This is a genomic window from Xanthomonas hyacinthi, from assembly GCF_009769165.1.
In the GTDB taxonomy this organism is placed as follows: Bacteria; Pseudomonadota; Gammaproteobacteria; order Xanthomonadales; family Xanthomonadaceae; genus Xanthomonas_A; species Xanthomonas_A hyacinthi.
The window spans coordinates 3,356,564-3,381,355 of sequence record NZ_CP043476.1 but is presented as its reverse complement, the minus strand read 5'-3'; the positions used below and the strand labels follow the sequence as shown (position 1 = coordinate 3,381,355).

Genomic DNA, 24,792 nt, shown 5'->3' with positions numbered 1-24,792 from the left:
AGCGGCCGGTATCGCGACGGTGCCGCTCACGGTTCCAGCGCGCGCAACAGGCCGCGCGCCTTGGCCCGGGTCTCGTCGAGTTCGCGCTCGGGCTGCGAGTCGACCACGATGCCGGCGCCGGTGCGGAAATGCGCCTGCGCGCCGTCCACTTCGGCGGTGCGGATCAGGATGTTCAGGTCCATGTCGCCGTCGCGGTTGAGCCAGCCGAACGCGCCGGTGTAGGCGCCGCGCGGGGTCTGCTCCAGCTCGGCGATGATCTGCATGCAGCGCACCTTGGGGCAGCCGGTGATGGTGCCGCCGGGGAAGGTGGCGCGGATCACTTCGCCGGGGCTGACCCCGGCGCGCAACCGCCCGCGCACGTTGCTGACGATGTGGTGCACGTGGGCGTAGCTCTCCACCGTCATCAGTTCGTCGACCTCGACGCTGCCCGGCGCGCAGACCCGGCCCAGGTCGTTGCGCTCCAGGTCGATCAGCATCACGTGCTCGGCGCGCTCCTTCGGGTGCCCGACCAGTTCGCGGATGCGCGCGGCCTCGTCGTCGCCGGGCGTACGCGGGCGGGTGCCGGCGATCGGCCGGGTCTCGACCACGTCGCCGCGCACCGACACCAGCCGTTCCGGCGAGGAACTGACCACGGCGCGGCCATGGCTGGCGAACAGGCCGGCGAACGGCGCCGGATTGGCGCGGCGCAGCTGCGCGTACAGCGCAGCCGGATCCAGCGCGGCGGCGAAACGCGCCGACCAGCGCCGCGACAGGTTGACCTGGAACGCGTCGCCGGCGCGCAGGTAGTCGAGGATGCGGCGCACGCCGTCGACGAAGCGCTGCGGCGGGTCTTCGGCGATCGCCAGCGGCGCGGTCCAGGCCGGCAGCGCGGCGGCAGCGGGCACTGCCTGCAGGTCGGCGAGCAGCGTGTCCAGCAGCGCGGCATGCGCGGTTTCCGCCAGCGCCACGCACTCGCCGCTGGCGTGGTCGCGCAGCAGCGCGGCCGGGCAGCGCAGCGCCAGCGCGACCGGCGCCGGCGCCTGCGCCTGTGGCAACTGCAGCACCGGCTCGACCTGCGCCGCCAGCTCGTAGTCCAGCAGCAGCGCCCAGCCGCCGCGGAACGGCCAGCGCGGCTCATCGCGCGCGCAGCGTTCGGCTTGCCATTGCGCGTCCAGCGCGGCCAGGAAATCGCCCGCGAGCGCAGCGCCGTGCAGGTCGCGGGTCACGCCGTCGCGCTCCAGGCGCAGGCCCTCGCCGCCGGCGATCAGCAGCAGGTCCCAGCGGCCCTGCGCGGTGCCCGACGCGGCCGATTCCAGCAGCAGCGGATAGCGTTGCGGCGCCAGGCGGTGCAGCGCCAGCAGATCGGTGTCGGCTGGCAGGGGAACGGTACGCAGCATCAGGAATCCGGCGGGAGGATGGGAGGTGATGCGACGCCGCATGCGAACGGCGGCGCAACGGCGGAAGCGTCAGCTCCGCCGTGCGGGCACCTTTCCCGCATCAGAAAAAAGCAAACCGAGAAACAACAGATCGCAATTCAAACAAGCGGCTAGGCTCTACGAGTCCCGAGTCCCGAGTCCCGAGTCCCGAGTCCCGACCGGGTCCCCGGTCCCCGGTCCCGCAACCTCAAAGCCGCCTGAACACCAAGGTCCCGTTGGTTCCGCCGAAGCCGAACCCGTTCGACATCGCCACCTCGATCTTTTTCTCGCGCGCCACGTTCGGCACGTAGTCCAGGTCGCAGCCTTCGCCCGGCTGTTCCAGGTTGATCGTCGGCGGGATGATGCCGGTGTGCAGCGCCATCACAGAGAAGATCGCCTCGGCGCCGCCGGCCGCGCCGAGCAGGTGCCCGGTCATCGACTTGGTCGAGCTGACCATGGTCTTGTAGGCATGGTCGCCGAGCGCGCGCTTCATCGCCAGGGTCTCGGCCAGGTCGCCCAGCGGCGTGGAGGTGCCGTGCGCGTTGAGGTAGTCGATCTGCTCGGGATTGAGCCTGGCGTCCTTGATCGCGGCCAGCATGCTGCGCGCGGCGCCTTCGCCGTCCTCGCTCGGGGCGGTCATGTGGAACGCGTCGGAGCTGGCGCCGAAGCCGACCAGCTCGGCATAGATCCGCGCGCCGCGCGCCTTGGCGTGTGCGTATTCCTCCAGCACCAGCACGCCGGCGCCGTCGCCGAGCACGAAGCCATCGCGGCCCTTGTCCCACGGCCGCGAGGCGGCGGCCGGGTCGTCGTTGCGGGTGGACATCGCCTTCATCGCGCAGAAGCCGCCGACCGAGGTCGGCGAGGAGCCGCGCTCGGCGCCGCCGGCCAGCATCACGTCGGCATCGCCGTGCTGGATCATGCGCAGCGCGGTGCCGATCGAATGGTTGGAGGTGGCGCAGGCCGAGACCGCCGAGAAGGTCGGGCCCTTCAGGCCCTTGATCAGGCTCACCTGCCCCGGCAGCATGTTGATGATGGTGCTGGGAACGTAGAACGGCGAGATCTTGCGCGCGCCGCCCTCGTGGAATTTGATGGTCTGCTCCTCGATGCCAAGCAGGCCGCCGATGCCCGAGCCGAGGATCGCGCCGATGCGGTCGGCATTGCGCTCGTCGATGACCAGGCCCGAATCGTCCAGCGCCATGAACGAGGCGCCGACGCCGTAGTGGATGAACGAATCCATCTTCCTGGCGTCCTTGGCGGACACGTACTTGGTCGGATCGAAATCCTTGATCTCGCCGGCGATCCTGGTGGTGAACTGCGACGCATCGATCTGGGTGATCGGGCCGATGCCGGAACGCCCGTTGACGATTCCTTCCCAACTGCTGGCCAGGTCATTGCCCAACGGCGATACCAGGCCCATGCCGGTTACGACGACGCGACGGCTCATTGCGAAATCTCCTCACCGCGATGCGCGCGGCTTTGACGCTGTAAAAACACAGGGCCGCATGCGCGGCCCCATGGGATTGTCACGCGGACCGGGGCCACGCAGGCGCCGATCGCGATCGAGAACGGAGCATCAGCTCTTGACGTGCGCCTTGACGTAGTCGATGGCCTGCTGCACCGAGGTGATCTTCTCGGCTTCTTCGTCCGGAATCTCGCACTCGAACTCTTCTTCCAGCGCCATCACCAGCTCGACGGTGTCCAGCGAGTCGGCACCGAGGTCATCGACGAACGATGCGCTGTTGGTGACTTCTTCTTCCTTGACGCCGAGTTGTTCGACGACGATTTTCTTGACGCGTTCTTCGATGGTGCTCATTGGGATATCGCTCCAGATGGAGTAGTGGTGGTTCGAAACGCCATCGGGCTGCGATGGCCGCGTTGGATAGTGTAGTGGAAACCGCCCGGCGCTTGCATCGCTGCACAAACGCCTGCCGATCAGCCACTTAGGCGCAGTCCTTGCGCCGCAGGCTTACGCCATGTACATCCCGCCGTTCACATGCAGGGTCTCTCCGGTGATGTAGCCGGCGCCGGGGCCGACCAGGAACGCCACCGCGTTGGCGATGTCGGCCGGCTGCCCGAGCTGGCCGAGCGCGATCTGCTCCAGCAGCGCGCTGCGCTGCGCCTCGGGCAGGGCCTTGGTCATGTCGGTGTCGATGAAGCCCGGCGCGACCACGTTGACGGTGATGCCGCGCGAGCCGATTTCCCTGGCCATCGACTTGGAGAAGGCGATGATCCCGGCCTTGGCCGCGGCGTAGTTGGCCTGGCCCGGATTGCCGGTCACCCCGACCACCGAGGCGATGTTGACGATGCGACCCTTGCGCGCCTTCATCATGCCGCGCAGCACCGCCTTGGAGGTGCGGAACACGCTGGTCAGGTTGGTATCGATGATCGCCTGCCAGTCCTCTTCCTTCATCCGCATCAGCAGGTTGTCGCGGGTGATGCCGGCGTTGTTGACCAGGATCGAGACCGCGCCGAATTCCTTGCCGATCGCCTCGATCAGCGCGTCCACCGCGGCGGCGTCGGTGACGTCCAGCGCGCGGCCGTGGCCACCGTTGGCGGCCAGCCGTTCGCCGATCGCCTGCGCGCCGGAGGCGGAGGTCGCGGTGCCGATGACGGTGGCGCCCTGCGCGGCCAGCGTGTCGGCGATGGCCGCGCCAATGCCGCGGCTGGCGCCGGTGACCAGGGCGACGTCGCCCTGCAATGGCTTGCTCATCTGCTGTTCCTTGGGGGACGGACGGCGCGCGAGGCGCCGGGAGGAAAGGAGGCCGCCGCGGGCGTACCCGCCAGCGCGCGGCAGCGGGATCAGGCGGCCCAGGTCTCGAGCGCGGTGGCGAAGTCGGCCGGGGTGGCCAGCGCGCGCCCGTCCAGCGACTTGTCGATGCGCTTGATCAGCCCGGTCAGCACCTTGCCGGGTCCGCATTCGGCCACGCGGGTGGCGCCGCGCGCGGCCAGCGCCTGCACGCAGCCGCTCCAGCGCACCGGCAGGTACAGCTGCTCGACCAGCGCCTGGCGGATCGCATCGACGCCGTCGTGCACCTGCGCATCCACGTTCTGCACCACCGGCAGCTGCGGCGCGTGCCAGGCCAGGCCGCGCATCGCCTCGGCCAGGCGGTTGGCCGCCTCGCGCATCAGCGGCGTGTGCGAGGGCACGCTGACCGCCAGCTTCACCGTCTTGCGCACGCCGCGCTCGGCCAGCAGCGCCAGCGCGCGCTCGACCGCCGCCGCATCGCCGCCGATCACCACCTGGCCGGGCGAGTTGTAGTTGGCCGGGACCACCACCTGGCTGCCGGCGGCCTGCGCGCAGACCTCCTCGACCAGCGCGTCCTCGGCGCCGATCACCGCGGCCATCGCGCCGACCCCGGCCGGGGCCGCGTCCTGCATCAGCTGGCCGCGCAGCCGCACCAGGTGCGCGCCGTCGTGCAGCGACAGCGCGCCGGCCGCGACCAGCGCGCTGTACTCGCCCAGGCTGTGCCCGGCCAGCAGCGCCGGACGCGCGCCGCCCTGGGCCAGCCACAGCCGCCACAGCGCCACGCTCGCCGCCAGCAGCGCCGGCTGGGTGTATTCGGTGCGGTTGAGCATTTCCTCGGGGCCGCCCTGGGTCAGCGCCCACAGGTCGACGCCGGCGCCGTCGGAGGCCTCGACGAAGCTGTCGCGCAGTTGCGGGTGCAGCTCGGACAGTTCGGCCAGCATGCCCAGCGATTGCGAACCCTGGCCGGGGAAAACGAAGGCGAGTGTGGAATCGGTCACGCGGATGCACCTGCAAAAATCGAGCGGCGATGATACGGGCGAAACCGGCCGTGCGTCTGTACCCGGGCGTATTGTGCGGCGCCGGGCGACGGCGGCCACGGCAAGCGCCGCAACCGCTCCAGGCCGCCGCCGCAGGCCACGGCAGCGCTGCGCGCAACCGCGCGGCGACCTCCCTCGCGCAGCCGGTTCGCGCGCGGCGCAACGCCACGGCCATCCCCTCGGTCGCGCCTGCGGGCACGTGCGTAACAACGTTCTGCGATTTGCAGCGGCGCGCGAGGCGTCCGCCCCGCCGCAGGCCATGGCGCGCGTGGCACCATGCCGCGGGAACGCCCGGACTCAGTAGCGCAGCAGCGCCGAGCCCCAGGTGAAACCGCCGCCGAAGGCTTCCAGCAGCAGCAGCTGGCCGCGCTGCACGCGGCCGGACCGCACCGCCACGTCCAGCGCCATCGGCACCGAGGCGGAGGAGGTGTTGCCGTGCATGTCCACCGTCACCACCACCTGCTCCATCGACAGCTCCAGGCGCTTGGCGGTGGCTTCGATGATGCGCAGGTTGGCCTGGTGCGGGATCAGCCAGTCCAGGTCGCGCTTGTTCAGGCCGTTGGCGTCCAGGGTCTCGTCAACCACCGCGTCCAGCGCCTTGACCGCGTACTTGAACACCTCGCTGCCCTTCATCCGGATGCCGCCGGCGGAGGCGTCGCCGGTGCCGTCGGCAAGCCCGGTGGAGATGCCGACCGGATTCCACAGCAGTTCCTTCTTGCTGCCGTCGGCATGCAGATGGGTGCTGAGGATGCCGGTGTCCGCGTCGGTGCGCAGGACCACCGCGCCGGCGCCGTCGCCGAACAGCACGCAGGTGGTGCGCTCGGTCCAGTCGACGATGCGGCTGAGGGTTTCGGTGCCGATCACCAGCACGGTCTTGGCGTCGCCGCAGCGGATGAACTTGTCGGCCACGCTGAGCGCGTAGACGAAGCCCGAGCAGGCGGCGTTGACGTCCAGCGCGGCGCAACCGACCGCACCCAGCCGTGCCTGGATCAGGCAGGCGGTGGACGGGAAGATCAGGTCCGGGGTGGTGGTGCCGACGACGATCATGTCCAGCGCAGCGGCATCGACGCCGGCCGCCTCGATCGCCTTCAACGCGGCTTCGTAGCCCAGGTCGCCGGCGGTCTGGCCCGGCGCGGCGATGTGCCGCTCGCGGATGCCGGTGCGGCTGCGGATCCATTCGTCGCTGGTCTCGACCATGTGCGACAGATCGTCGTTGGTCAACACTTTTTCAGGCAAATAGCTGCCGGTGCCCGCGATCCTGGAATAGATCCGCTTGCTCATGCTGGTTCCTGTTGCCTGTTACGCAGGCCGCCCGCGCGGGCGCGGCCTGTGAAGATGGGTGACTCCGTCCGCCGCGGCGCGATGGACGGGCACGGATCAATCTTCTTCGACCTGCGAGGTCTTGGTCGCGATCACCTTCTTGCCGCGGTAGTAGCCGTCGGCGGTGATGTGGTGGCGCAGGTGGATCTCGCCGCTGGTCGGATCGGTCGACAGTTGCTTGGCGCTGAGGGCGTCGTGCGAACGGCGCTGGCCGCGGCGGGACGGGGTGACACGGGATTTCTGCACAGCCATGGGATTGCTCCAAACTCGGTTCGTTTACATCTGTCGTCATTACGTCGCGCAGGACGCGCGCGTCCGGCAACAAGCTTCAGGCAGCGGGCCGGCGGGCCGACCGCTACTGTTTCTTCAGCGCCGCCAACACCGCGAACGGGTTGGCTTTGCTCACCTCTTCCTCGGTCGCCGGCCAGTCCTGTTCGACCGCCTCGCTTCCGGGCGCCACCGGCACCAGCGGGACCGCCAGCACCAACTCGTCCTCGACCAGATCGGCGGGCCGCAGCAAGCCGTCGTCCGGCACCAGCAAGGCCTCGTACTCCGGCGGCAGCGCGGCCTCTTCGGCCTCGCTGCGGATCAGTCCCAACCGCTGCACGCTCGACACCGGCAGCAGGAAGCGCTGCAGGCTGCGCTGACAGATCAGCGGCAGCGCGGTTTCGAGCGTCAGTTCGACGTAGGACACTTGCAGTACAGCGTCGCGGCCGAATTCCAGCGTGTAGCGGCATTCGCCTTCGGTATCGGCCAGGCTGCCTTGCAGCCGGGACATCGCCGAGAGCGGCAGGCGGTCTTCGAAGACCCTGCGCGCTGCGACCATCCGCCAGGCATCCAACAGTTCGGGCACGTTCGCGGACATAAGCCGCAGAATGTTAAGGACTGCCGGGGGCGCTGTCAAACCGTCCTGTCGTCCCGCTTGCCCGGCCGTGCGCAGCGCCGCAGACTGCCGGCCCCGGCGCCCGCGCCGCCCTGCCCGACCTTGCCGATGCCGCGCCTGATCCTGGCCTCCACCTCCGTCCACCGCCGCGAACTGCTGCAGCGCCTGCGCCTGCCCTTCGACAGCGTGCCCCCGCAGGTCGAGGAAACGCCGCTGCCCGGCGAAGCGCCACCGGCGCTGGCGCAGCGCCTGGCGCGGGCCAAGGCCGCCGCGGTGGCGGCCGGCGCCGCCGATGCCTGGGTGATCGGTTCGGACCAGGTCGCCGAACTCGATGGCCAGCCGCTGGGCAAACCCGGCCATGCCGCCGCCGCGCAGGCGCAACTGGCGGCGATGTCCCGGCGCAGCGTGCGCTTCCATACCGCGGTATGCCTGCTGCGCGGCGAACGCGCGCTGCAGCTGTGCGACCTGACCGAAGTGCGCTTCCGCGTGCTGCAGGCCGAGGAGATCGCCCGCTACGTCGCCGCCGAGCAGCCCTTGGACTGCGCCGGCAGCTTCAAGTGCGAAGGCCTGGGCATCAGCCTGTTCAGCGCGATCCACAGCCAGGACCCGACCGCGCTGGTCGGGCTGCCGCTGATCGGCCTGGCCGGACTGCTGCGCGAAGCCGGCTACGTGCTGCCCTGAGGGCGTGTTAACGCCGGCTCACCCGACACCACTGGTACGGATAGCGTGCCTGCCCGAGCCAGGACTCGTAGACCGCGCAGGTGTCCGGCTGCAGCGCCAGGCCGTAGCGCGCCAGTTGCTGGTCGGCCAGCGCCAGCGCCTCGCGGTCGCCGGCGGCGATGTCGATGGCGCGTTCCGGCAATAGCGTCCACCGGCAGCGGCCATCGCGCTCGGTCACTGCCGCACGCACCGGCCGGTGCGCCAGGCGCCGCATCAACCGGCAGTCCGGCCCGCGGTCCAGGCCCAGGCGTGCGGCCAGCGCATTGAGCCGGCGCAGCCGCTCGACGTTGCGGTCCACCGTCGCCGGCAGCAGCGCATAACCCTGGCCGCGCTCGGCCAGCAGCGCCCGCACGCGTTCGGCATAGGCCGGCGATTCGGGGAAATTGGACGCCACCGACGCATACGCCGCCTGCGCCGGCAGGAACGGGATGCGCCACGACTGCGGCACGTCGCCGACCAGCAGCACCAGGCTGCGCGCCGGCTGCGGCAGCGGCGGCGCCTGCACCCGGAACGCCGTGCGCGCCCAGCGCTCGTGGCCCCAGTCGCCCCAGCCGTGCACGGCGACCAGCGCGCAGGCGATCAGCGTCCAGCGCGCCGCCGGCGCCGCGATCCGCGCCGGCAACAGCCGCCGCAGCCCGACCCACAGCAGCAGCGGCGCCAGCAGTTCCGGCACCACCAGATAGCGCTGGATGCTGAAGGCCGCCTGCCAGGCCAGGAACGCAACCACGAAGAACACCAGCAATGCGCGCCATACCGGCGCGGCCACGTCGCTGGCCGCCGCTGGCCGCCGGCGCCGGCGCAGCGCGGCCAGCAGCAGCGACGCCAAGCCCAGCAGATACAGCAGCGGCCACACAATCTGCCGCAGGGCGACCTCGCTGACCCGGTTCGGCGCGATCGAGAACTGCAGCGGCCAGCTCAGCCATTGCAGCCAGCCTTGCGGCAGCCAGCGCGTATCGCTGAGCGCGACCGGCTGCGCCAGCGGCGCCAGGAAATGGCTGTTGAACTGCGGGAACAGCGGGTTGCCGAAGGTCTTCCACACGCCCAGCAGCCACGGCCCGGCCAGGACCGCGAAGCCGAGCACGGTCAACACGGTCAGCACCGCGGCGCCGCCGACGCGCTGCCGCGCGCGGCCGCCGGCGACCAGCGCCGCCACCCCCAGGGCCAGCGCGAACGGCGCGTTGGTCAGCTTGCAGGCCAGCGCCAGGCCCAGCAACGCACCGGCCAGCGCCCACCACGCCACCGCCACGCCCTGCCCGGCCGCCTGCTGCCGGCGCTGCGCGTGCAACGCGGCCAGCAGCGCGCCCAGCACCGGCAGCGCGCTGCTGTTGTCGGCCATGCTGCTGGCGAATTCGGACAGGAACGCGGCGCTGCACATGCCGGCCAAGGCCAGCCACGGCGCCAGCCGCGCGCGGTCCAGGCGCGCGTCCAGCACTTGCCAGACGATGCCGGCCAGCAGCAGGAACGCCAGCGCGTGCAGCGCGCCCATCGCCAATCCCGCCAGCGGCGCTGGCAGGCCGGTCATCAATGCGTAGTGCAGTACGTCCAGCAACGGATTGAAGTAGCTCTGCAGCTGCGCCGGCGCCAGGTCCATGCCGAGGCGGCCATGCAACGCGGCATAGCCGTTGTATAGGTGGTAGTTGCGCAGATCCCAGTTGGCGTCCTGGCCCAGCAGCAGCGACAGCACGCCGCCGAGCAGCGCGACCGCGATGCCGGCGGCGATCACGTTGCCGCGGTCGTGGAAGGCGAAGCGGCGATCCAGTGCGCGCAGCAGGCGCTGGCGACGGTTCGGGCGCGGCGCTGTCGGCGTGTCGATGGCCGCACTCATGCGTCGTCGCCAGAGGATGCGGCATGCGCCGTCGGCGAGCGCAACGGCAGCGCCGGGATCGCCAGATAGGCCAGGCGCTTGGCCTCGACCCGGCCACGGGTGACCGTGTCCAGGATCAGCCCGCAGGCCAGCAGCAGGAAGCCGAGCAGCACCAGCGCCGAGCACAGGATCGCGGTCGGGAAGCGCGGCACCAGGCCGGTGTGCGCATAGGTGAGCACCAACGGCACCGCCAGCCCCAGCGCCAGCAGCAAGCAGGCGCCGAAGCCCAGCGAGAAGAACAGCAACGGCCGCTCGGCCTTGAACAGGCGCAGGATGGTCAGCAGGATCCGCGTGCCGTCGTGCCAGGTGCGCAGCTTGCTTTGCGAGCCTTGCGGCCGCGCACCGTAGGCCGTGGCCACTTCCGCCACCGGCATGCGCAACTGCAGCGCGTGCACCGCCAGTTCGGTCTCGGTCTCGAAGCCGGCGGCATGCGCGGGAAACGACTTCACATAGCGGCGCGAGAACACCCGGTAGCCGGACAGCATGTCGTCGAAACTGCGTCCGAACAGGAAGCTCACGCAGCGGGTCAGCAGCACGTTGCCGAAACGGTGACCGGCGCGGTAGGCGGCGGCCTCGTCGCTGCGCCGCGCGCCGACCACCATGTCCAGTCCGTCGCGCAGCAGGCGCTCGATCAGCGCCGGCGCCATCGCCGCGTCGTAGGTCGCGTCGCCATCGACCAGCACGTACACGTCGGCATCGACATCGGCGAACAGGCGCCGCACCACGTTGCCCTTGCCCTGCAGCGCCACCTCGCGCACCTGCGCGCCGGCCGCGCGTGCGCGCTCGATGGTGGCGTCGCTGGAGTTGTTGTCGAACACGTGGATGCTCGCCGTCGGCAGCTGCGCGGCGAACGCGGCGACCACCTGGCCGATCGTGGCCGCTTCGTTGTGGCAGGGAACCAGCACCGCGATCCGCGGCATGGCCGCCTCGTGGGCGGAAAAAAGACTCGGCATGGGCGGCGTGCGGTCCTGCGCGGCGGGCGTGGAAAGGCGCGCCATGCTATCTCAGCGGCGGCGCAGTTCGATCGGCTGTTCCCACCAATCCTCGACGCTGCCGTCGCGGCCATGCAGACGCAAGCCGAGCCAATGCGTGCCCGGCGCCAAGCCGCTGGCATCGAGTTCGGCGCGGAAGCCGACGTTGGGATGGCCCGGATCGGTGGAGATCTTCCAGAACGCGGTGACGTCGTAGGCCTCGCCATAGCGCGCCTGCGCGGCGACCTTGCCGTCGAGCAGCACCTCGACCCGGGCGATGCCCACGCCGTCCTTGAATGCCCAGCCGGACACCTCGAAATGGCGCGCCACCTTGTCGCCCACCTCCGGCGCATTGAACCAGGCCATCGCCGGCGTCGTGCATGGCCCAGGCAGGCGCTGCGCCGGCAATGCGAACAGCAGGAAGCGCTGGCTGCCATGATCGCTGGACACCACCTTCGGCGGCGGCAACGGACCGACCAGGTCGCAGACCGCGTGATAGCGCTGCAGCAGCAGCCGGTATTTCATGTCGCTGGGCGACAGCACCAGCAGCCGCGGCCCGTCGCGCCGGCCGTCGCTGAGCAGGCCCCACTGGCGCAGCTGCGCGCTGCGCCCGTGCTTGTCGTTCAACGCATGCGGCAGCACTTGTATCTCCGCATCGCCCAGTTCGAAACCGAGCTCGGCGCCGACCTTGAAATTGTCGGCCAGCAGCTGCGTGCCCGGCGGCATCGCCGCCAGTTCGCGGCGCACCGCCGACGCCAGCGGCTGCCAGCCGGCGAAGTTGCGCGGGTAATACTTGTCGCCGGCGGCATGCTCGCGCACCGACGGCACCGACACCGCCAGGTAATAGCCGAACGCGCCGACCAAGCCGATCCCGGTCAGCAGCCAGGTCGCGCGGCGCAGCGGTTTCGGCCAGCCGTGCAGGATCACCGGCGCGGCGATCAGCAAGGCCAGGTAACCCGGCAGCGGCCAATGGAAACTGATGCGCTCGGCATCGGTGAAGAAGCCGAGCAGGAAGATGCCCAGCGTGGACACGCCACCGAGCAGGCCGAAGTAGCGCCACTGCACGCGCGCGCCGCCGCCGCCGCCGCCGCGGGTGGCCACCAGCGCCACCTTCCACATCGCCACCGCCAGCAGCGGCGTGACCAGCAGGCCCTGGATCAGCACGAAGGCGATGCCGCTGGGCTGGAAGCTCCACGGATGCCGGTCGATCAACTGGAACTTGACCCCGGCCTCGCCGTTGTCGGCGTTCCAGGCCAGCAGCGGCAGCCAGGCGACGATGCCCATCGCCAGCGCCACCCACACCTGCGGATCGCGCAGCATGCGCCGGCCCTGCGGGATCAGCAGCAGCGCGATCGCGCCGACCCCGATCGCCCCGGCGAAACGGTAATGACTCAGCGCGCCCAGGGTCAGGCCCAGCGCCAGTTCCACCGCGCTCATCGCATCGACCTGGCGCAGCAGCCGCGCGCTGGCGTCCATGCACAGGATCGTGGCCAGCGCCATCGGCACGTCCGGCAAGGCCAGAATGCCGAGCGTGCCCGACAGCGGCATCAGCAAGGTCAGGCTGCCGGCACGCCAGCCGGCCACCGCGCCGAACCAGCGCGTGGCGATGCGCGCGATCAGCCACGGCATCAGCGCCGACACCAGCAGGAACGGCGCGCGCAGCGCCAGCAGATGATCGCCGCCGAGCGCCACGCCCAGCCGCGCCAGCCAGGCGGTCAGCCCGGGCAGATCCGAATAGGCGGCGGCCAGGTGCTGGCCTTCCTGCCAATAGAACGCCTCGTCGACGAACAACGGCAGGCGCGCGGCCGCCAGCAGCTTGGCTGCGGTGACCAGCATCCACAGCACCATGAAGGTGGTGCGTGCACGTTGTTCGCCTTGCATTGCCCTTAGACTCCCCTAAACCCGTTGCGAGAATGCGATGCCTACTCCGCCCCGCTTGCCGGAAATGCTAACCGATACGCTGCGCGAGGCGCTCGCGCAGGCCCAGCAACAGGTCAATGCGCTGGTGTTGGGCAAGCCGCAGCAGGTGCGCATGGCCTTTGTCGCGTTGCTGTCCGGCGGGCATCTGCTGATCGAGGATCTGCCCGGACTGGGCAAGACCACGCTGGCGCATGCGCTGGCCGCAAGCCTGGGCCTGAGCTTCCAGCGCGTGCAGTTCACCTCCGACCTGCTGCCGGCCGACGTGCTCGGCGTGTCGGTGTACGACGCGCAATCGCGCCAGTTCCAGTTCCATCCCGGACCGGTATTCGCGCACGTGCTGCTCGCCGACGAGATCAACCGCGCGCCGCCGCGCACGCAGAGCGCGCTGCTGGAAGCGATGGCCGAACAGCAGGTGACGCTGGACGGCACCACGCATCCGCTGCCGGCGCCGTTCTTCGTCATCGCCACGCAGAATCCGGTGGACCTGTCGGGCACCTTCCCGCTGCCCGATTCGCAGCTGGACCGCTTCCTGCTTAGGCTGGCATTGGGCTATCCCAGCGCCGAATCCGAACGCGCGCTGCTCAGCGGCAGCGACCGCCGCGACCTGATCGCGCAGGCGCGGCCGCTGCTCAGCGACACCGACATGGCCACGCTGCGGCACAGCGTGGAACAGATCCACGCCAGCGACGCGCTGGTCGGCTACGTGCAGGCGCTGCTCGCGCGCAGCCGCCAGCATCCCGGCGTGCGCGTGGGCCTGTCGCCGCGCGCCGGCATCGCACTGCTGCGCGCGGCCAAGGCGCACGCGCTGCTGCTCGGCCGCGCGCATGCGCTGCCCGAGGACGTGCAGGCGCTGTTCGTGGCGGTGGCCGAACACCGGCTGGTGGCCGAACAGGAATCGGCCTCCGGACAATCGCTGGCCAAGGCGATCCTGCACAGCGTGGCGGTGGACTGAGGCCGATGCGGGCACGGCTGCGCGAGTGGCGGCAGGGGCTGGCACGGCTGGCGCGGCCGCGCGATCCCGAAACGCTGCCGGTACGGCTGGACCGGCGCCGGATCTACATCCTGCCCACGCCGTTCGGCGGCTTCATCGCGCTGCTGCTCGGCGCGATGCTGCTCGGCGCGCTGAACTACAACAACAACCCCGCGTTGCTGCTGGCGATGCTGCTCGGCGCGGCCGCCATCGCCAGCGCGATCATGGCCCACCTGCAGCTGTCGGGGCTGCACCTGCAGGCGCTGTCGGCCGAGCCGGTGGCGGCCGGCACGCCGCTGCGGCTACGCCTGGCGCTGGCCGCCGACGATACCCGGCCCCGGCGCGGCCTGCGCGTGGCGCATGCCGGCCGCCACACCTACCTGGACCTGTACGGCGACGGCGGCAACGAAGCCGACCTGGAGCTACCCACCGAACGCCGCGGCTGGCTCGACCTGCAGCGCATCCGCATCTCCACCACCCAGCCACTGGGCCTGCTGCGCGCCTGGGCCTGGTTCTGGCCGGACACGCCGCTGCTGGTCTACCCGCAGCCGGAACGCGATGGGCCACCGCTGCCACACGGCGACGGCACCCCGACCCAGACCCGCCTGCACGCGCTCGGCGAAGAGCTGCAGCAGTTGCGCCCGTACCGCGCCGGCGATGCGCCGCGCGCGATCTCCTGGAAGCACTCGGCGCGCCGCGACACGCTGCTGCTGCGCGAATACGAACGCCCGATCGGCGTGGACGTGGTGCTGGACTGGCGCACGCTGCCGACGCTGCCCTACGAGCGCTGCATCGCGCGGCTGGCACGCTGGGTCGACGAGGCCGAGCGCGACGGCCGCCGCTATCGCCTGCTGCTGCCGGGACAGCCGCCGCTGGGCCCGGCCCGCGGCCCGCACCACCGGCATCTGTGCCTGCGCGCGCTGGCGCTGCTGCCGCATGGCTGAGCCGCGCTCGCCCGCGCTGCGCGACAGCAGCCGCCACTGGGCGCTGGGTGCCGGCCTGCTGGCGCTGCTGCCGCTGCTGCTGCAGTTGCCTGGCGCGCTGGCGCTGCTGTTCGCGGCGACCGCACTGCTGATCGGCGCCAGCTCGGCATGGCGACCGCTGCCGGCCGCGCTGCGCCTGCTGCTGGTGGCGGCGATGCTGGCGGCGATCTACTGGCAGGTCGGCATGCGCTTCGGCCGCGACACCGGCTGCGCCATGCTCGCGGCGATGCTGGCGATCAAGCCGTCGGAACTGAAGACGCTGCGCGACGCGCGCAGCCTGCTCGGCTTCGCCCTGTTCGCGCCGTTCGCCGCGTTCCTGCTGGACCAGGGTCCGGCGACGATGCTGCTGGGGCTGGCCGCGGTGATCGCCGCGCTGCTGTGCATGCAGCGCCTGGCCGACCAGGAAGGGCACAGCGCCGACCCTCCGCTGCGCGGCCAGCTGCGCGGCGTCGGCCGGCTGTTGGTGCTGGGCCTGCCGCTGGCGCTGGCCGCGTTCTGGCTGTTTCCGCGGCTGGGCTCGCCGCTGTGGGGCGTGCCGGAACGTGCGCTGGCGCGGCCCGGCCTGGCAGACACGATGAGCCCCGGGCAATGGCTGGACCTGATGGCCGACGACACCCCGGCGCTGCGCGTGCAGTTCTTCGGCCGCGTGCCCGCACCGGCACAGCGCTACTGGCGCGGGCCGGTGCTGTGGGATTTCGACGGCAGCACCTGGCGTGCGCAACGCGGCAACGCATACCTGCCGGCGCCGGCGGTGCAGCCCGGTGCGGTCACGTGGGACTACGAGATCGAGGTCGAGCCGACCGACCGCCGCCAGCTGGTCGCGCTGGACCTGCCGCTGCAGGCGCCGGAGGGCACCCGCATCTCCGCCGACTACGTCCTGCACACCGAGCGCCCCCTGGGCGCGCTGACCCGCTGGCGCCTGCGCTCGGCGCCGCCGCTGCGCTTCGAAACCGCACTGCCGCCCGCACAGCGCCAGCGCGCGCTGGCGCTGCCGCCCGGCTACAACCCGCGCACCCTGGCGCTGGCTCGGCAATGGCGGCAACAGGCCGGCGCCGACGACGCCGCGATCGTGGCGCGCGCGCTGCAATGGATCCGCCGCGACTTCGCCTACACGCTGGAGACCCCACTGCCCGGCCGCGACGGCGTCGACGAATTCCTGTTCCAGCAGAAGGCCGGCTTCTGCCAGCACTTCAGCTCGGCCTTCGTGGTGCTGATGCGCGGCGCGGGGATTCCCGCGCGCGTGGTCACCGGCTATGCCGGCGGCACCCGCAATCCGTTCGGCGACTACTGGGTGGTGCGGCGCATGGACGCCCACGCCTGGGCCGAGGTATGGCTGCCGCAACGCGGCTGGGTGCGCGTGGACCCGACCGCCGCGGTCGCCCCGGAACGCATCTACGACACCCTGGAAGACCGCCTCGGCCGCGACGCCGGCGCACAGGGCGGCGGCGGCGACTGGCAACTGCGCGACGTCGGCGACTGGCTGCGCCGCGGCTGGAACGACCTGGTGCTGTCCTTCGACGCCAACCGCCAGCAGCGGCTGCTGAGCGATCTGGGCATCGCCAAGCTGGAGCCGGCGCAACTGGTCGCCTTGTTCGCCGGCTTCGCCGCGCTGCTGCTGGGCTGGATGGCCTGGTTACTGGCGCGCGGCGAACGCGAGCGCGACCCGCTGCTGCGCGCCTGGCGGCGGCTGGGCCGGCGCTACGCCCGGCTCGGCCTGGGCCGCGAGGCGCACGAACCGGCGCTGCTGTGGGCGTCGCGTGTGCAGCAGGTGATGGAGGCAAACGCGTTGCTTTCGCTCAGCCAGCGTTTCGCCGATTCGCGCTACGCTGGCGCTGATTCGGACAGGGCTTCATTGTTGCGCGACCTGCGCAGGCACCGTCCGCACACCGGAGCATCTCGATGAAGATCCGATTGCTGTTCCCCGTCCTGGCCGTTCTCGCCCTGGGCGCCTGCGCGACCGCGCCCAAGCCGCTGCAAGGCCAGTTCGCCACCGTCACCCCGCGCGACTCGGTCGCCGGCCAGCAGGTCGGCACCTCGGTGCGTTGGGGCGGCAAGATCATCCAGACCAAACCCGGCCAGGGCCAGACCTGCTTCCAGATGCTGTCGCGGCCGTTGAGCGCCAGCGGCCGCCCGGACAGCGACTCGGCCGACGCCAGCGACGGCCGCTTCCTCGCCTGCCGCGCCGGCTTCTACGACCCGGCGGTGTTCGAACCCGGCCGCGAGGTGACCTTCATCGGCCACGTCTCCGGCTACGAGAGCACCCGCATCGGCGAATACGACTACCGCCTGCCGAAGATCGACGCCGACGTGGTCTACCTGTGGCCGGTGGTGCGCCAGGTCGAAGTGGTGCCCGCCTACCCCTACGGTCCGTACGGCCCGTGGGATCCGTGGGGCCCTCGCTGGGGCTGGGGCCGCGGCTGGTGGTAAGCCGGCTGGCAAGCGTTGTGCCATGATGGAGAAGAAAACGCCGCTGAAAAGCGGCGTTTTCCATTTGACCGGTAGCGCCGCGGAAAATCGTCCGCATGCGCCGGCCAGCGGCGGACTCAGGGCGTGCCGAAGCGGCCCAGCGGCGCACCGGCCAGCAGGTGCAGGTGCAGATGGAACACGGTCTGCCCGGCATGCTCGCGGCAGTTCATCACCACCCGGTAGCCGTCCTCGGCCAGGCCCTGTTCGCGCGCATAGGCGGCCGCGGCCAGCACCAGCCTGCCGACCAGCGTCGCCTGGTCCGGCGCCAGGTCGTCGAGGGTGGGAATCTCCACCTGCTTGGGAATGAACAGCACGTGCACCGGCGCCTGCGGCGCGATGTCCTTGAAGCCGAGCACGTCGTCGTCCTCGTAAACGATGCTGGCGGGAATTTCGCGGCGGATGATCTTGCCGAAGATGGTGTCCATGGGCCGGGTCGCAAAGCGGAAAGGGGCAGTCGTTATAGCCCAATTCGGCAGCGTGCAGGCACTGCCGCGCCGCTACTCGCCTGCGCCGCCGCGCGGGACCTCGTTGCGGCTGCCGAACGCATGCGACAGCGTGCCGCGATCCACGTACTCCAGCTCCCCGCCCAGCGGCAGGCCCTGCGCCAGCCGGCTCGGGCGCACCCCGTGGCGGCGCGCCAGCTGCGCCAGATAGTGCGCGGTGGCCTCGCCCTCGACGGTGGAATTGGTGGCGATGATCAACTCGGCGATCTCGCCCTGTGCCAGCCGCGTCCCGAGCCGATCCAGGCCGAGTTCGCGCGGCCCGACCCCGTCCAGCGGCGATAGCCGCCCCTGCAGGATGAAATACAGCCCGCGGTAGCCGGTGGCGTGCTCGATCGCCAGGCGATCGGCCGGCGATTCGACCGCGCACAGTTGCTGGCGGTCGCGGCTGGCGCTGGCGCAGATCGCGCAGAGTTCGGTCTCGCTGAAATCGCGGCATTGCGCGCAGTGGCCGACCTTCTCCACCGCCTCGGCCAGCACGTTCGCCAAGCGCAGCCCACCTTCGCGCTCGCGCTCGAGCACGTGGTAGGCCATCCGCTGCGCGGTCTTCTGGCCTACCCCCGGCAACACGCGAAAGGCGTCGATCAGTTGTTCGAGCAGGGAAGACATGAATTCGGGATTCGGACGTCGGGATTCGGGATTGGGAAGCAGTGGCTTCGCGCTTGCCTTTGCGAATCCCCAATCCCGATTCCCGAATCCCGACCTCTCAGAACGGCAACTTCATCCCCGGCGGAATCGGCATGCCGGCCGTGGCCGCGCCCATCCGCGACTTGGATTCGGCATCGATCTTGTTGGACGCATCGTTGAAGGCGGCGGCGATCAGATCCTCGGCCATCTCCTGGTCGGAGAGGATGCTCGGATCGATCCGCACCTTGCGGCATTCCTTGGCGCCGGTCAGGGTCACGCTGACCATGCCGCCGCCGGCGCTGCCGGTGACTTCCAGCTGGGCCAGTTCTTCCTGGGCGCGCTGCAGGTTTTCCTGCATCTTCTGCGCCTGCTGCATCAATTGGGCGATGTTCCCACGCATGCTTGATTACTCTTGGTAAGGGCGGATGGAATCGGGGACGACCCGCGCGCCTTGCTGCTGGATCAGCGCTTGCACCGCCGGGTCGTGCAGGAACGCGGTTTCGGCCGCGCTCTGGCGCTCGCCGCGTTGCCGGTGCGAGCGCTCGTGCAGGGTCTCGGCATCGACCGCGATGCCGCTTTCGATCACGATCTTCGGCCGGCTGCCCAGCGCGTCGGCCAGCGCCGCGGCCAGTTCGCCGAGCGAGCGCTCGGACTGCAGGTATTCGAAGCCCGGCGACAGCGACAGCCGCAGCACGCCGTCGGCGTGGCTGACGAAGGCCGCGTTGGCGGCGAGCTGCCGCGACGGCCCGGTCAGGCCGCAATCGGCGACCAGTTCCAGCCAGTCCTCGGCCGCATGCAGCACGCGCGGCGCGGCGTGTTCAGGAGGCGTGCGCTCAGCGGCGGCCAGCGGCGGCACCATCGCCATTTCCGGCTCGGGCGAGGGTGCGGATGCTGACGCGGCCGGCGCCGTGTTCGCCAATGGCGGTGGTGCCTGCGCAGGTGCCGGCGCCGCGGTTTCCCACGGCGGGTCGAGCACGGCGGGCGCCGCGACCGGTGCGGGCGCCGGTGTCGGCTTCGCTGCGACCGCAGCCGCTGTCGGCGCTGGTGCCATCATCGGTGCGGCGGGCGCGGGCATCGCGGCGACGGACGGCGCGGCGACGCTGGCCGCAGCGGCGGCAGGGGCCGCGGCCACGGGCGCCGCAGGCGCGCGGCCTTCCGTCGTCGTACCCGACCCGGACGCGGCCGGCAACGGCGCGGCGCCTGCCGGGCGGAACGCCAGCATGCGCAGCACCGCCATCTCGAAGCCGGCGCGCGGACTCGGCGCCAGGTACAGGTCGCGGCGGCCGTTCAAGGCCATCTGGTACCACAGCTGCACGATTTCCGGACGCAGGCGCTCGGCGAACGGCGCCGGGTCCAGGCCGTCGAGGCCGGCCACCACCGCGCCCGGCACCAGCTGCCGCACCTGGATCCGGTGCAGCGCCTCGGCCAGCGCTTCCAGCACCCCGCCCCAGTCCGGCGAGAACTCGGCCAGCGCGGCGACCACCTGCAGCAAGCGCTGCCCGTCGCCATCGGCCAGCGCCTCGAGCATGGCCCCGACCTGGGTGCGATCGACCGTGCCCAGCATCGCCCGCACCACGTCGTCGCGCAGCGCGCCGCCGGCGTAGGCGATGGCCTGGTCGAGCAGCGACAGGCCGTCGCGCAGGCTGCCGTCGGCGGCCTTGGCCAGCTGCACGATCGCCGAGGCATCCACCTCGATCTGCTCGGCGGCCAGGATCCTGGTCATCTGCCCCTGGATCTGCTCCTCGTCCAGGCGCTTGAGGTTGAACTGCAGGCAGCGCGACAGCACCGTCACCGGCAGCTTCTGCGGGTCGGTGGTGGCGAGCAGGAACTTGACGTGCTCCGGCGGCTCTTCCAGCGTCTTCAGCAGCGCATTGAACGCCGCCTTGGACAGCATGTGCACCTCGTCGATCAGGTACACCTTGTACTTGCCGCGCGAGGGCATGTACTGCGCGTTCTCGATCACCTCGCGCACGTCGTCCACGCCGGTATTGGACGCGGCGTCGATCTCCAGCAGGTCGATGTAGCGGCCGGCGTCGATGTCCAGGCACGCCGGGCACTGCCCGCACGGATCGGCGCTGGTGCCCTGCTCGCAGTTCAGCGACTTGGCGAAGATCCGCGCGATGGTGGTCTTGCCGACGCCGCGGGTGCCGGTGAACAGGAACGCATGGTGCACGCGCCCGCTGTCCAGCGCATTGCTGAGCGCGCGGACCACGTGCTCCTGCCCCACCAGCTCGGCAAACCGCTTGGGGCGCCACTTGCGGGCGAGAACGAGATAGGACATCAGGCAACCGTCTTCATCTGAACCGCCATTGTGCCACGCCGCGCCACGTCGATCGTTCAGCGGCAGCGGCGGCCGGCCCGTCGCCACGGGCCGGACGGCGCCGGCCCGGCGCTTTTCCGCAATCGGCAACGGGCCCGTGGCGGCCAGTCCCCGCCGGCGCAGACCGCTCGCCTTGTTAACGGCGCCCGCGACGGCTAGAATCCCGCCCCTGCCGTCGGCTACCTCGCGCCGGCAGGCCCGGAGAGGTGTCCGAGTGGTTGAAGGAGCACGCCTGGAAAGTGTGTAAGCGTCTAAACCGCGCTTCGGGGGTTCGAATCCCCCTCTCTCCGCCAGATTACGCAAACCCCTGAGAAATCAGGGGTTTTTTGTTAGCGTAAAAACTGGCTGCAGCTGCGCAAGGCGGGATACACGACTCCTAATGCGCATTCCTCATCATCTCGTTCGAGCCCCCTCTGGACTCTGGTCGTATCGCCAGCGTGTTCCGGTTGATTTGCAGCCCCTCCTGGGTCGCCAGACCTTCAAGCGCACCCTGCACACTTACGACATGCGATATGCGATATGCGGGAGGCAAGGTTGCGCGCGCTGATTCTGGCCGCCCGCTATGCTCAAGCCTTCACTGTGTTGAGGGAACGACGCATGCAAACCCGGGACGACGACTTGGACGCGCTCCTCGCGCGCCTGACCGGCACCGAACGTCCGCAGGAGCTCACGCTGAACCGGACGCGTTCGGCAGACGGGTCGATCACCGAGCAATGGCAGATCGACACCCCAGAGGACGTCACGCTCTACCAGCAAATCATGGATCTCACTGCGCCCCAGCCCAGCGCGCTGGGGGAGCTGATTCGTCAGCAGGTCCCTCCCCTCCCTACGCCAAGGCGGACGACCAAGCCCGCCATCGAATCGATCACGCTGGGCAAGGCCCGCGACGCCTGGCTGACCAGCCTCAAGGGCAGCACCCTGCCCAAGACCTGGACCATCAAGCGGACCGCTGTCGAATTGCTGACCAGTTTCTTGGGCGAGAAGACCAAGCTGCACACGGTCACCCGCTCGGACCTGGCGCGCTGGTATCAGGACATGCGGGAAAAAGGCGCTTCAACGCCGACGCTCACGAACAAGCAGAGCTACATCGGCGGCAAGGGCGGGCTTTTCGAATGGGCCCAAGCCTCCGGCCACTACCCCCGTGGCGACAACCCCGCTTCCGGGCACGTGAGCTACTCCACCCGCGAGAAGCGGACCCGGCGGAAGTTCGGCTTCAAGGCCTACGACGCCCACCAGGTCCAAGCTCTGTTTGCGCCGGCCGCCTTCGAGGCCCTGCCCCTGGCTGCACGGTGGGCCTCCCTCATTGGTCTGTATACCGGCGCCCGTGCTTCTGAGGTAGGCCAACTGCTGACCTCCGACGTGGTCGAGGACGGCGGCATCCCCTGCATCCAGATTTCGGACGAAGGCGAGCATCAAAAGGTGAAGACCGAAGTTAGCCTTCGGACCGTGCCGGTCCACCCCGACCTGCTCACCCCGGGCTTCCTGGCCTGGGTCGAGCGAGCGCGAGCCGAAGGCCAGGACCGCTTGTTCCCGGCGGCCAAAGCGGACGCCAAGAACGGCCAGGGCAACTGGATCTCCAAGGCCTTTAGCCGACACCTGGCCGAGGTGGGCAAGAACTGGCCCAAGGCCAAGCGCGGCTTCCACTCGTTGCGCAAAACCCTGATCCAAGAGTTGCAGGGCGCGGGCGTGGTTTCGGAGTTGCGGGCTCAGCTCGTCGGCCATGAGCTGGACGATGAGCACCACGTCACTTACAGCCGGGCCTTCACCGCCAAGGAGAAGCTCGATGGCCTGGGGGGCGTGTCACCTGGGCTCTCGGTGCTGGCCTACGGCCTCGGTCTCACCGCACTCCTCCCCTTGCTCAAAGAACCACCCCCGAGCAAGAAACCATCCAAGCCAAGGAAGCAACCCGCATGAGCGCCGCAGGACTCTCGCACGATGCGCTCGTCGCCGTGCTGGTGGATTGCGACAACGTCCTTACCTGTATCGTGGAGGGACGCTTGGCAGATTGTCACTTCGTTCGGCGCCAATAGTCGTAAAGAAAACCCCGCCGAAGCGGGGTTCAAGGATTAGGCGCCAATCAAACTTTCTGCGGGGATGCCAAGGTTCTTGCGAAGGTTACGGATCATCTCAATGGACAAGCCGCGCTTCCCGTTAAGCACCTCATACACACGGTTTGGCTTGCCAATCGATGCGGTAAGATCTTTCGGCTCAAGTCCAGCCTGCTCCATCCTGAACTTGATTGCCTGGATCGGATCCGGCGCGTCTATGGGGAACTGCTTGGCCTCATACGCCTCGATGAGCGTGGCCATCACGTCCAAGTATTCACCTTCCGGGCTATCGGGCGCGGGGTCAGCCTCCACAAGCTTGGAGATCGACTTCAGTGCAGCCTTGTAATCAGTGGGGGTGCGGATGGGGGAGATGTTCATGTCAGTCAACCTCTATGGTTGCGGCGTCTATCTGATTGTATTCGGCATGCGTGCCGATAAACTTCACGTAAACAATGCCGCCTTGGTAAGCCACCGCCACGATCAGACGGTAGTCATTGCCCTTGATGTTGAACACCACTCGGTTATTAGCAACGAAGCTTGCATTTCGATAGGCGTTCTTGATGTCCTGCGGCGACTTCCAAGTGGCCGCCTTCGCCTCGTCATACCACGCCTTCAAGGGTTGTTCGGCCGGCGGGTTCGCCTCCCAGTAGTCCCTGAGTGTGGCAATGGCGATGACTCTCATGTCGCAATCATAGTCCCATTTTGGGACTTGTCAAGCAAGCAGCTTGGGGGATGCGCCTTTCTGGCATCGCCGAATATTGGCACACCTTATTGCTTAGCTAAAATTCATATTTGTGAAACACCGCTCAGTGACCACTCTTGCACATTTTTGAATACGCGCTTTGATACGGGCACCCCCATCCGTCCAAGGCTACTTATGCCCGCAGAAACCCAACTCCACATTGCCAATTGCCTGCTTGCCCACCTGATACAACACCACCCAACCCGAGGCCTCCCCGAGCGCCTGGATGACATCCGGCACTGGTTGGACATGGTCGCCGAGCAGATGCGAGGCGGGCAAAGCGAAGGATCCACAAGCCGGCCACCTACCCTTCGCCCGGCATCCAGGTTCGACGCGCCGTGGTTGATCGCACCCTCCTTCCACCGAACTTCCAGGACGTGCGCCAGTGGCGTGCCGCGCGTGCCAGGAAGGATGCCCCGCTTCCCCCGGGCCCTGGCCGCAGGAAACCAACCCTCCACTGAGATCGCCAACCCTCTCGAAGAAGCCCCGCAATGCGGGGCTTTCTTGCGTCAGGACCTCGGCCGACGGGGCCTGGGTGCCAGCACTGGGCTCGGTGATGGCCGCAGCGCGGGCAACGGAAGCGCATTCGCCTCAGTCGGATCGCCGTAGCGAGCCGAGGCCTGCTTGCTCCACTGCTCGAGCTGTTCGCTGGCTGTGTTGACCTCGGCCTCGCACGCCACTTCTGCTTCCTTCGAGGCCGCCGCCCGCGCACCTCGCAGTTCCACGATGCGCTTGCGCAGGGCGGCCAGGCGCACGGCTCGCCGCCGCGTCCACTCCTCGGGGGCTCCCGCATCCCCGCTGTTCGGGTGGGCAGCATCGAACTGTTCCCACGATTGCTCCGCTAGGTGGAAGAGCCGCTCCGCTCGGCCCACCGCGGCGACCCGCTGCGCGAACCGGGTCAACCGGCGTTTCAACCGCTCCAGGCCCTGGACCAAGCCGGTGAGGTCGCGGCGGAGGCCCGCGCTTTCCCCATGCGCTGCCCAGGTCGTCAGCTGCTGGAGCAGCCGCTTCGTCGCGGCCAGGGCGAGCTCCGAACGGAGGGCAAGGATTTCGGCCAGGTCGCGCGTCGCATCGGCCAAGAGTTGCGCGATGGACGGCGGTGGGGCCTTCTCCGTCTCGCTGCTTTGGCCTTTGCCGAGCACGCTGGACGGCCGGACTCCGCTCAGCCCATAGATTTCCAGCCCCGGCACCGGCGTCAGTGGGGTCTTCGTTGCTAGCGATCGACGCCGACGCTCCCGCTGCGCCTGCGCTTGGCTGTGCCCACCGGGCACGGGTACCGCT

General features: G+C 69.7%; 23 protein-coding genes, 1 tRNA gene and 1 pseudogene. 7 read left to right on the top strand and 18 right to left on the bottom strand.

Annotation, left to right across the window (positions count from 1 at the left end; all coding sequences use genetic code 11):
- Nucleotides 1–26 precede the first annotated feature (26 nt).
- From FZ025_RS14950 to FZ025_RS14915, 8 genes are all read right to left on the bottom strand, one after another.
- Nucleotides 27–1,376, bottom strand: a complete 1,350-nt coding sequence (locus FZ025_RS14950; RefSeq protein WP_046981400.1) for an aminodeoxychorismate synthase component I — start codon at nt 1,374–1,376, stop codon at nt 27–29.
- Between the two features lie 226 nt (nt 1,377–1,602).
- On the bottom strand, nt 1,603–2,838 hold the full coding sequence (fabF, locus tag FZ025_RS14945) for a beta-ketoacyl-ACP synthase II (protein WP_046981399.1): 1,236 nt from the start codon (nt 2,836–2,838) through the stop codon (nt 1,603–1,605).
- A gap of 129 nt (nt 2,839–2,967) precedes the next feature.
- Nucleotides 2,968–3,207 carry an acyl carrier protein gene (acpP, locus tag FZ025_RS14940; protein WP_046981398.1) on the bottom strand — a complete coding sequence of 80 codons (240 nt, stop codon included), beginning with the start codon at nt 3,205–3,207 and terminating at the stop codon, nt 2,968–2,970.
- 153 nt (nt 3,208–3,360) lie between these two features.
- Complete coding sequence (fabG, locus tag FZ025_RS14935; RefSeq protein ID WP_046981397.1) at nt 3,361–4,104, bottom strand: 3-oxoacyl-ACP reductase FabG; 744 nt, start codon at nt 4,102–4,104, stop codon at nt 3,361–3,363.
- Nucleotides 4,105–4,193: 89 nt separating this feature from the next.
- On the bottom strand, nt 4,194–5,138 hold the full coding sequence (gene fabD / locus FZ025_RS14930; protein WP_046981396.1) for an ACP S-malonyltransferase: 945 nt from the start codon (nt 5,136–5,138) through the stop codon (nt 4,194–4,196).
- Between the two features lie 336 nt (nt 5,139–5,474).
- Nucleotides 5,475–6,458, bottom strand: coding sequence for a beta-ketoacyl-ACP synthase III (locus tag FZ025_RS14925; protein WP_046981395.1), 984 nt, complete (start codon nt 6,456–6,458; stop codon nt 5,475–5,477).
- A gap of 96 nt (nt 6,459–6,554) precedes the next feature.
- Complete coding sequence (rpmF, locus tag FZ025_RS14920) at nt 6,555–6,749, bottom strand: 50S ribosomal protein L32 (RefSeq protein ID WP_009608206.1); 195 nt, start codon at nt 6,747–6,749, stop codon at nt 6,555–6,557.
- Between the two features lie 103 nt (nt 6,750–6,852).
- Nucleotides 6,853–7,362, bottom strand: a complete 510-nt coding sequence (locus FZ025_RS14915; protein ID WP_104558744.1) for a YceD family protein — start codon at nt 7,360–7,362, stop codon at nt 6,853–6,855.
- 126 nt (nt 7,363–7,488) lie between these two features.
- Here FZ025_RS14915 and FZ025_RS14910 point away from each other — a divergent pair, with 126 nt between their 5' ends.
- The gene (locus tag FZ025_RS14910; protein WP_104558743.1) at nt 7,489–8,061 is read left to right on the top strand and encodes a Maf family nucleotide pyrophosphatase; all 573 of its coding nucleotides are present in this window, start codon (nt 7,489–7,491) and stop codon (nt 8,059–8,061) included.
- A gap of 7 nt (nt 8,062–8,068) precedes the next feature.
- Here the strand turns inward: FZ025_RS14910 and FZ025_RS14905 are convergent, their stop codons facing one another.
- The 3 genes from FZ025_RS14905 to FZ025_RS14895 are packed head-to-tail and all read right to left on the bottom strand — an operon-like array spanning nt 8,069 to nt 12,816.
- Nucleotides 8,069–9,925, bottom strand: coding sequence for a glycosyltransferase 87 family protein (locus tag FZ025_RS14905; protein WP_104558742.1), 1,857 nt, complete (start codon nt 9,923–9,925; stop codon nt 8,069–8,071).
- Nucleotides 9,922–10,917, bottom strand: a complete 996-nt coding sequence (locus FZ025_RS14900; protein WP_104558750.1) for a glycosyltransferase family 2 protein — start codon at nt 10,915–10,917, stop codon at nt 9,922–9,924. Before FZ025_RS14900 ends, FZ025_RS14905 begins: the two co-directional genes overlap by 4 nt.
- A 51-nt stretch (nt 10,918–10,968) precedes the next feature.
- Nucleotides 10,969–12,816 (bottom strand): ArnT family glycosyltransferase, encoded by a 1,848-nt coding sequence (locus tag FZ025_RS14895; protein WP_104558741.1) that lies wholly within the window; start codon nt 12,814–12,816, stop codon nt 10,969–10,971.
- A gap of 37 nt (nt 12,817–12,853) precedes the next feature.
- Here FZ025_RS14895 and FZ025_RS14890 point away from each other — a divergent pair, with 37 nt between their 5' ends.
- The 4 genes from FZ025_RS14890 to FZ025_RS14875 are packed head-to-tail and all read left to right on the top strand — an operon-like array spanning nt 12,854 to nt 17,235.
- Nucleotides 12,854–13,807 carry an AAA family ATPase gene (locus FZ025_RS14890; protein ID WP_104558740.1) on the top strand — a complete coding sequence of 318 codons (954 nt, stop codon included), beginning with the start codon at nt 12,854–12,856 and terminating at the stop codon, nt 13,805–13,807.
- A 5-nt stretch (nt 13,808–13,812) separates the two neighbouring features.
- Nucleotides 13,813–14,769, top strand: coding sequence for a DUF58 domain-containing protein (locus tag FZ025_RS14885; RefSeq protein ID WP_104558739.1), 957 nt, complete (start codon nt 13,813–13,815; stop codon nt 14,767–14,769).
- Nucleotides 14,762–16,711 carry a transglutaminase TgpA family protein gene (locus tag FZ025_RS14880; RefSeq protein WP_104558738.1) on the top strand — a complete coding sequence of 650 codons (1,950 nt, stop codon included), beginning with the start codon at nt 14,762–14,764 and terminating at the stop codon, nt 16,709–16,711. Before FZ025_RS14885 ends, FZ025_RS14880 begins: the two co-directional genes overlap by 8 nt.
- Complete coding sequence (locus FZ025_RS14875; protein WP_104558737.1) at nt 16,708–17,235, top strand: Slp family lipoprotein; 528 nt, start codon at nt 16,708–16,710, stop codon at nt 17,233–17,235. Before FZ025_RS14880 ends, FZ025_RS14875 begins: the two co-directional genes overlap by 4 nt.
- Nucleotides 17,236–17,351: 116 nt before the next feature.
- Here the strand turns inward: FZ025_RS14875 and FZ025_RS14870 are convergent, their stop codons facing one another.
- From FZ025_RS14870 to dnaX, 4 genes are all read right to left on the bottom strand, one after another.
- The gene (locus FZ025_RS14870; RefSeq protein WP_046981588.1) at nt 17,352–17,699 is read right to left on the bottom strand and encodes a histidine triad nucleotide-binding protein; all 348 of its coding nucleotides are present in this window, start codon (nt 17,697–17,699) and stop codon (nt 17,352–17,354) included.
- Nucleotides 17,700–17,771: 72 nt separating this feature from the next.
- Complete coding sequence (recR, locus tag FZ025_RS14865) at nt 17,772–18,383, bottom strand: recombination mediator RecR (protein ID WP_046981589.1); 612 nt, start codon at nt 18,381–18,383, stop codon at nt 17,772–17,774.
- Between the two features lie 97 nt (nt 18,384–18,480).
- Complete coding sequence (locus tag FZ025_RS14860) at nt 18,481–18,801, bottom strand: YbaB/EbfC family nucleoid-associated protein (protein WP_003479775.1); 321 nt, start codon at nt 18,799–18,801, stop codon at nt 18,481–18,483.
- A gap of 6 nt (nt 18,802–18,807) precedes the next feature.
- Nucleotides 18,808–20,682: a DNA polymerase III subunit gamma/tau gene (gene dnaX, locus FZ025_RS14855; RefSeq protein WP_104558736.1), complete on the bottom strand. Its 1,875-nt coding sequence runs from the start codon at nt 20,680–20,682 to the stop codon at nt 18,808–18,810.
- A gap of 239 nt (nt 20,683–20,921) precedes the next feature.
- Here dnaX and FZ025_RS14850 point away from each other — a divergent pair.
- Nucleotides 20,922–21,014, top strand: a tRNA-Ser gene (locus FZ025_RS14850).
- Between the two features lie 86 nt (nt 21,015–21,100).
- A pseudogene (locus FZ025_RS14845) lies at nt 21,101–22,635 on the top strand (DUF6538 domain-containing protein).
- A gap of 152 nt (nt 22,636–22,787) precedes the next feature.
- Here FZ025_RS14845 and FZ025_RS14840 read toward each other — a convergent pair.
- The 3 genes from FZ025_RS14840 to FZ025_RS14830 form a co-directional block, all read right to left on the bottom strand.
- Nucleotides 22,788–23,147: a helix-turn-helix domain-containing protein gene (locus tag FZ025_RS14840; RefSeq protein ID WP_046980208.1), complete on the bottom strand. Its 360-nt coding sequence runs from the start codon at nt 23,145–23,147 to the stop codon at nt 22,788–22,790.
- 1 nt (nt 23,148) lies between these two features.
- The gene (locus tag FZ025_RS14835) at nt 23,149–23,451 is read right to left on the bottom strand and encodes a type II toxin-antitoxin system HigB family toxin (RefSeq protein ID WP_046980209.1); all 303 of its coding nucleotides are present in this window, start codon (nt 23,449–23,451) and stop codon (nt 23,149–23,151) included.
- 569 nt (nt 23,452–24,020) lie between these two features.
- Entirely contained in the window at nt 24,021–24,701 is a 681-nt protein-coding gene (locus tag FZ025_RS14830; RefSeq protein ID WP_053057298.1) for a hypothetical protein, read from the bottom strand.
- Nucleotides 24,702–24,792: the final 91 nt, after the last annotated feature.

What these genes read in the sequence shown, in the direction of transcription:
- recR (WP_046981589.1), bottom strand. Translation starts at nt 18,383, where the DNA reads ATGTCTTCCCTGCTCGAACAACTGATCGACGCCTTTCGCGTGTTGCCG.
- acpP (WP_046981398.1), bottom strand. Translation starts at nt 3,207, where the DNA reads ATGAGCACCATCGAAGAACGCGTCAAGAAAATCGTCGTCGAACAACTC.
- FZ025_RS14950 (WP_046981400.1), bottom strand. Translation starts at nt 1,376, where the DNA reads ATGCTGCGTACCGTTCCCCTGCCAGCCGACACCGATCTGCTGGCGCTG.
- rpmF (WP_009608206.1), bottom strand. Translation starts at nt 6,749, where the DNA reads ATGGCTGTGCAGAAATCCCGTGTCACCCCGTCCCGCCGCGGCCAGCGC.
- FZ025_RS14875 (WP_104558737.1), top strand. Translation starts at nt 16,708, where the DNA reads ATGAAGATCCGATTGCTGTTCCCCGTCCTGGCCGTTCTCGCCCTGGGC.
- FZ025_RS14880 (WP_104558738.1), top strand. Translation starts at nt 14,762, where the DNA reads ATGGCTGAGCCGCGCTCGCCCGCGCTGCGCGACAGCAGCCGCCACTGG.
- FZ025_RS14885 (WP_104558739.1), top strand. Translation starts at nt 13,813, where the DNA reads ATGCGGGCACGGCTGCGCGAGTGGCGGCAGGGGCTGGCACGGCTGGCG.
- FZ025_RS14900 (WP_104558750.1), bottom strand. Translation starts at nt 10,917, where the DNA reads ATGCCGAGTCTTTTTTCCGCCCACGAGGCGGCCATGCCGCGGATCGCG.
- FZ025_RS14905 (WP_104558742.1), bottom strand. Translation starts at nt 9,925, where the DNA reads ATGAGTGCGGCCATCGACACGCCGACAGCGCCGCGCCCGAACCGTCGC.
- FZ025_RS14895 (WP_104558741.1), bottom strand. Translation starts at nt 12,816, where the DNA reads ATGCAAGGCGAACAACGTGCACGCACCACCTTCATGGTGCTGTGGATG.
- FZ025_RS14835 (WP_046980209.1), bottom strand. Translation starts at nt 23,451, where the DNA reads ATGAGAGTCATCGCCATTGCCACACTCAGGGACTACTGGGAGGCGAAC.
- fabF (WP_046981399.1), bottom strand. Translation starts at nt 2,838, where the DNA reads ATGAGCCGTCGCGTCGTCGTAACCGGCATGGGCCTGGTATCGCCGTTG.
- FZ025_RS14910 (WP_104558743.1), top strand. Translation starts at nt 7,489, where the DNA reads ATGCCGCGCCTGATCCTGGCCTCCACCTCCGTCCACCGCCGCGAACTG.
- FZ025_RS14870 (WP_046981588.1), bottom strand. Translation starts at nt 17,699, where the DNA reads ATGGACACCATCTTCGGCAAGATCATCCGCCGCGAAATTCCCGCCAGC.
- dnaX (WP_104558736.1), bottom strand. Translation starts at nt 20,682, where the DNA reads ATGTCCTATCTCGTTCTCGCCCGCAAGTGGCGCCCCAAGCGGTTTGCC.
- FZ025_RS14840 (WP_046980208.1), bottom strand. Translation starts at nt 23,147, where the DNA reads ATGAACATCTCCCCCATCCGCACCCCCACTGATTACAAGGCTGCACTG.
- FZ025_RS14925 (WP_046981395.1), bottom strand. Translation starts at nt 6,458, where the DNA reads ATGAGCAAGCGGATCTATTCCAGGATCGCGGGCACCGGCAGCTATTTG.
- fabG (WP_046981397.1), bottom strand. Translation starts at nt 4,104, where the DNA reads ATGAGCAAGCCATTGCAGGGCGACGTCGCCCTGGTCACCGGCGCCAGC.
- FZ025_RS14890 (WP_104558740.1), top strand. Translation starts at nt 12,854, where the DNA reads ATGCCTACTCCGCCCCGCTTGCCGGAAATGCTAACCGATACGCTGCGC.
- FZ025_RS14915 (WP_104558744.1), bottom strand. Translation starts at nt 7,362, where the DNA reads ATGTCCGCGAACGTGCCCGAACTGTTGGATGCCTGGCGGATGGTCGCA.
- FZ025_RS14860 (WP_003479775.1), bottom strand. Translation starts at nt 18,801, where the DNA reads ATGCGTGGGAACATCGCCCAATTGATGCAGCAGGCGCAGAAGATGCAG.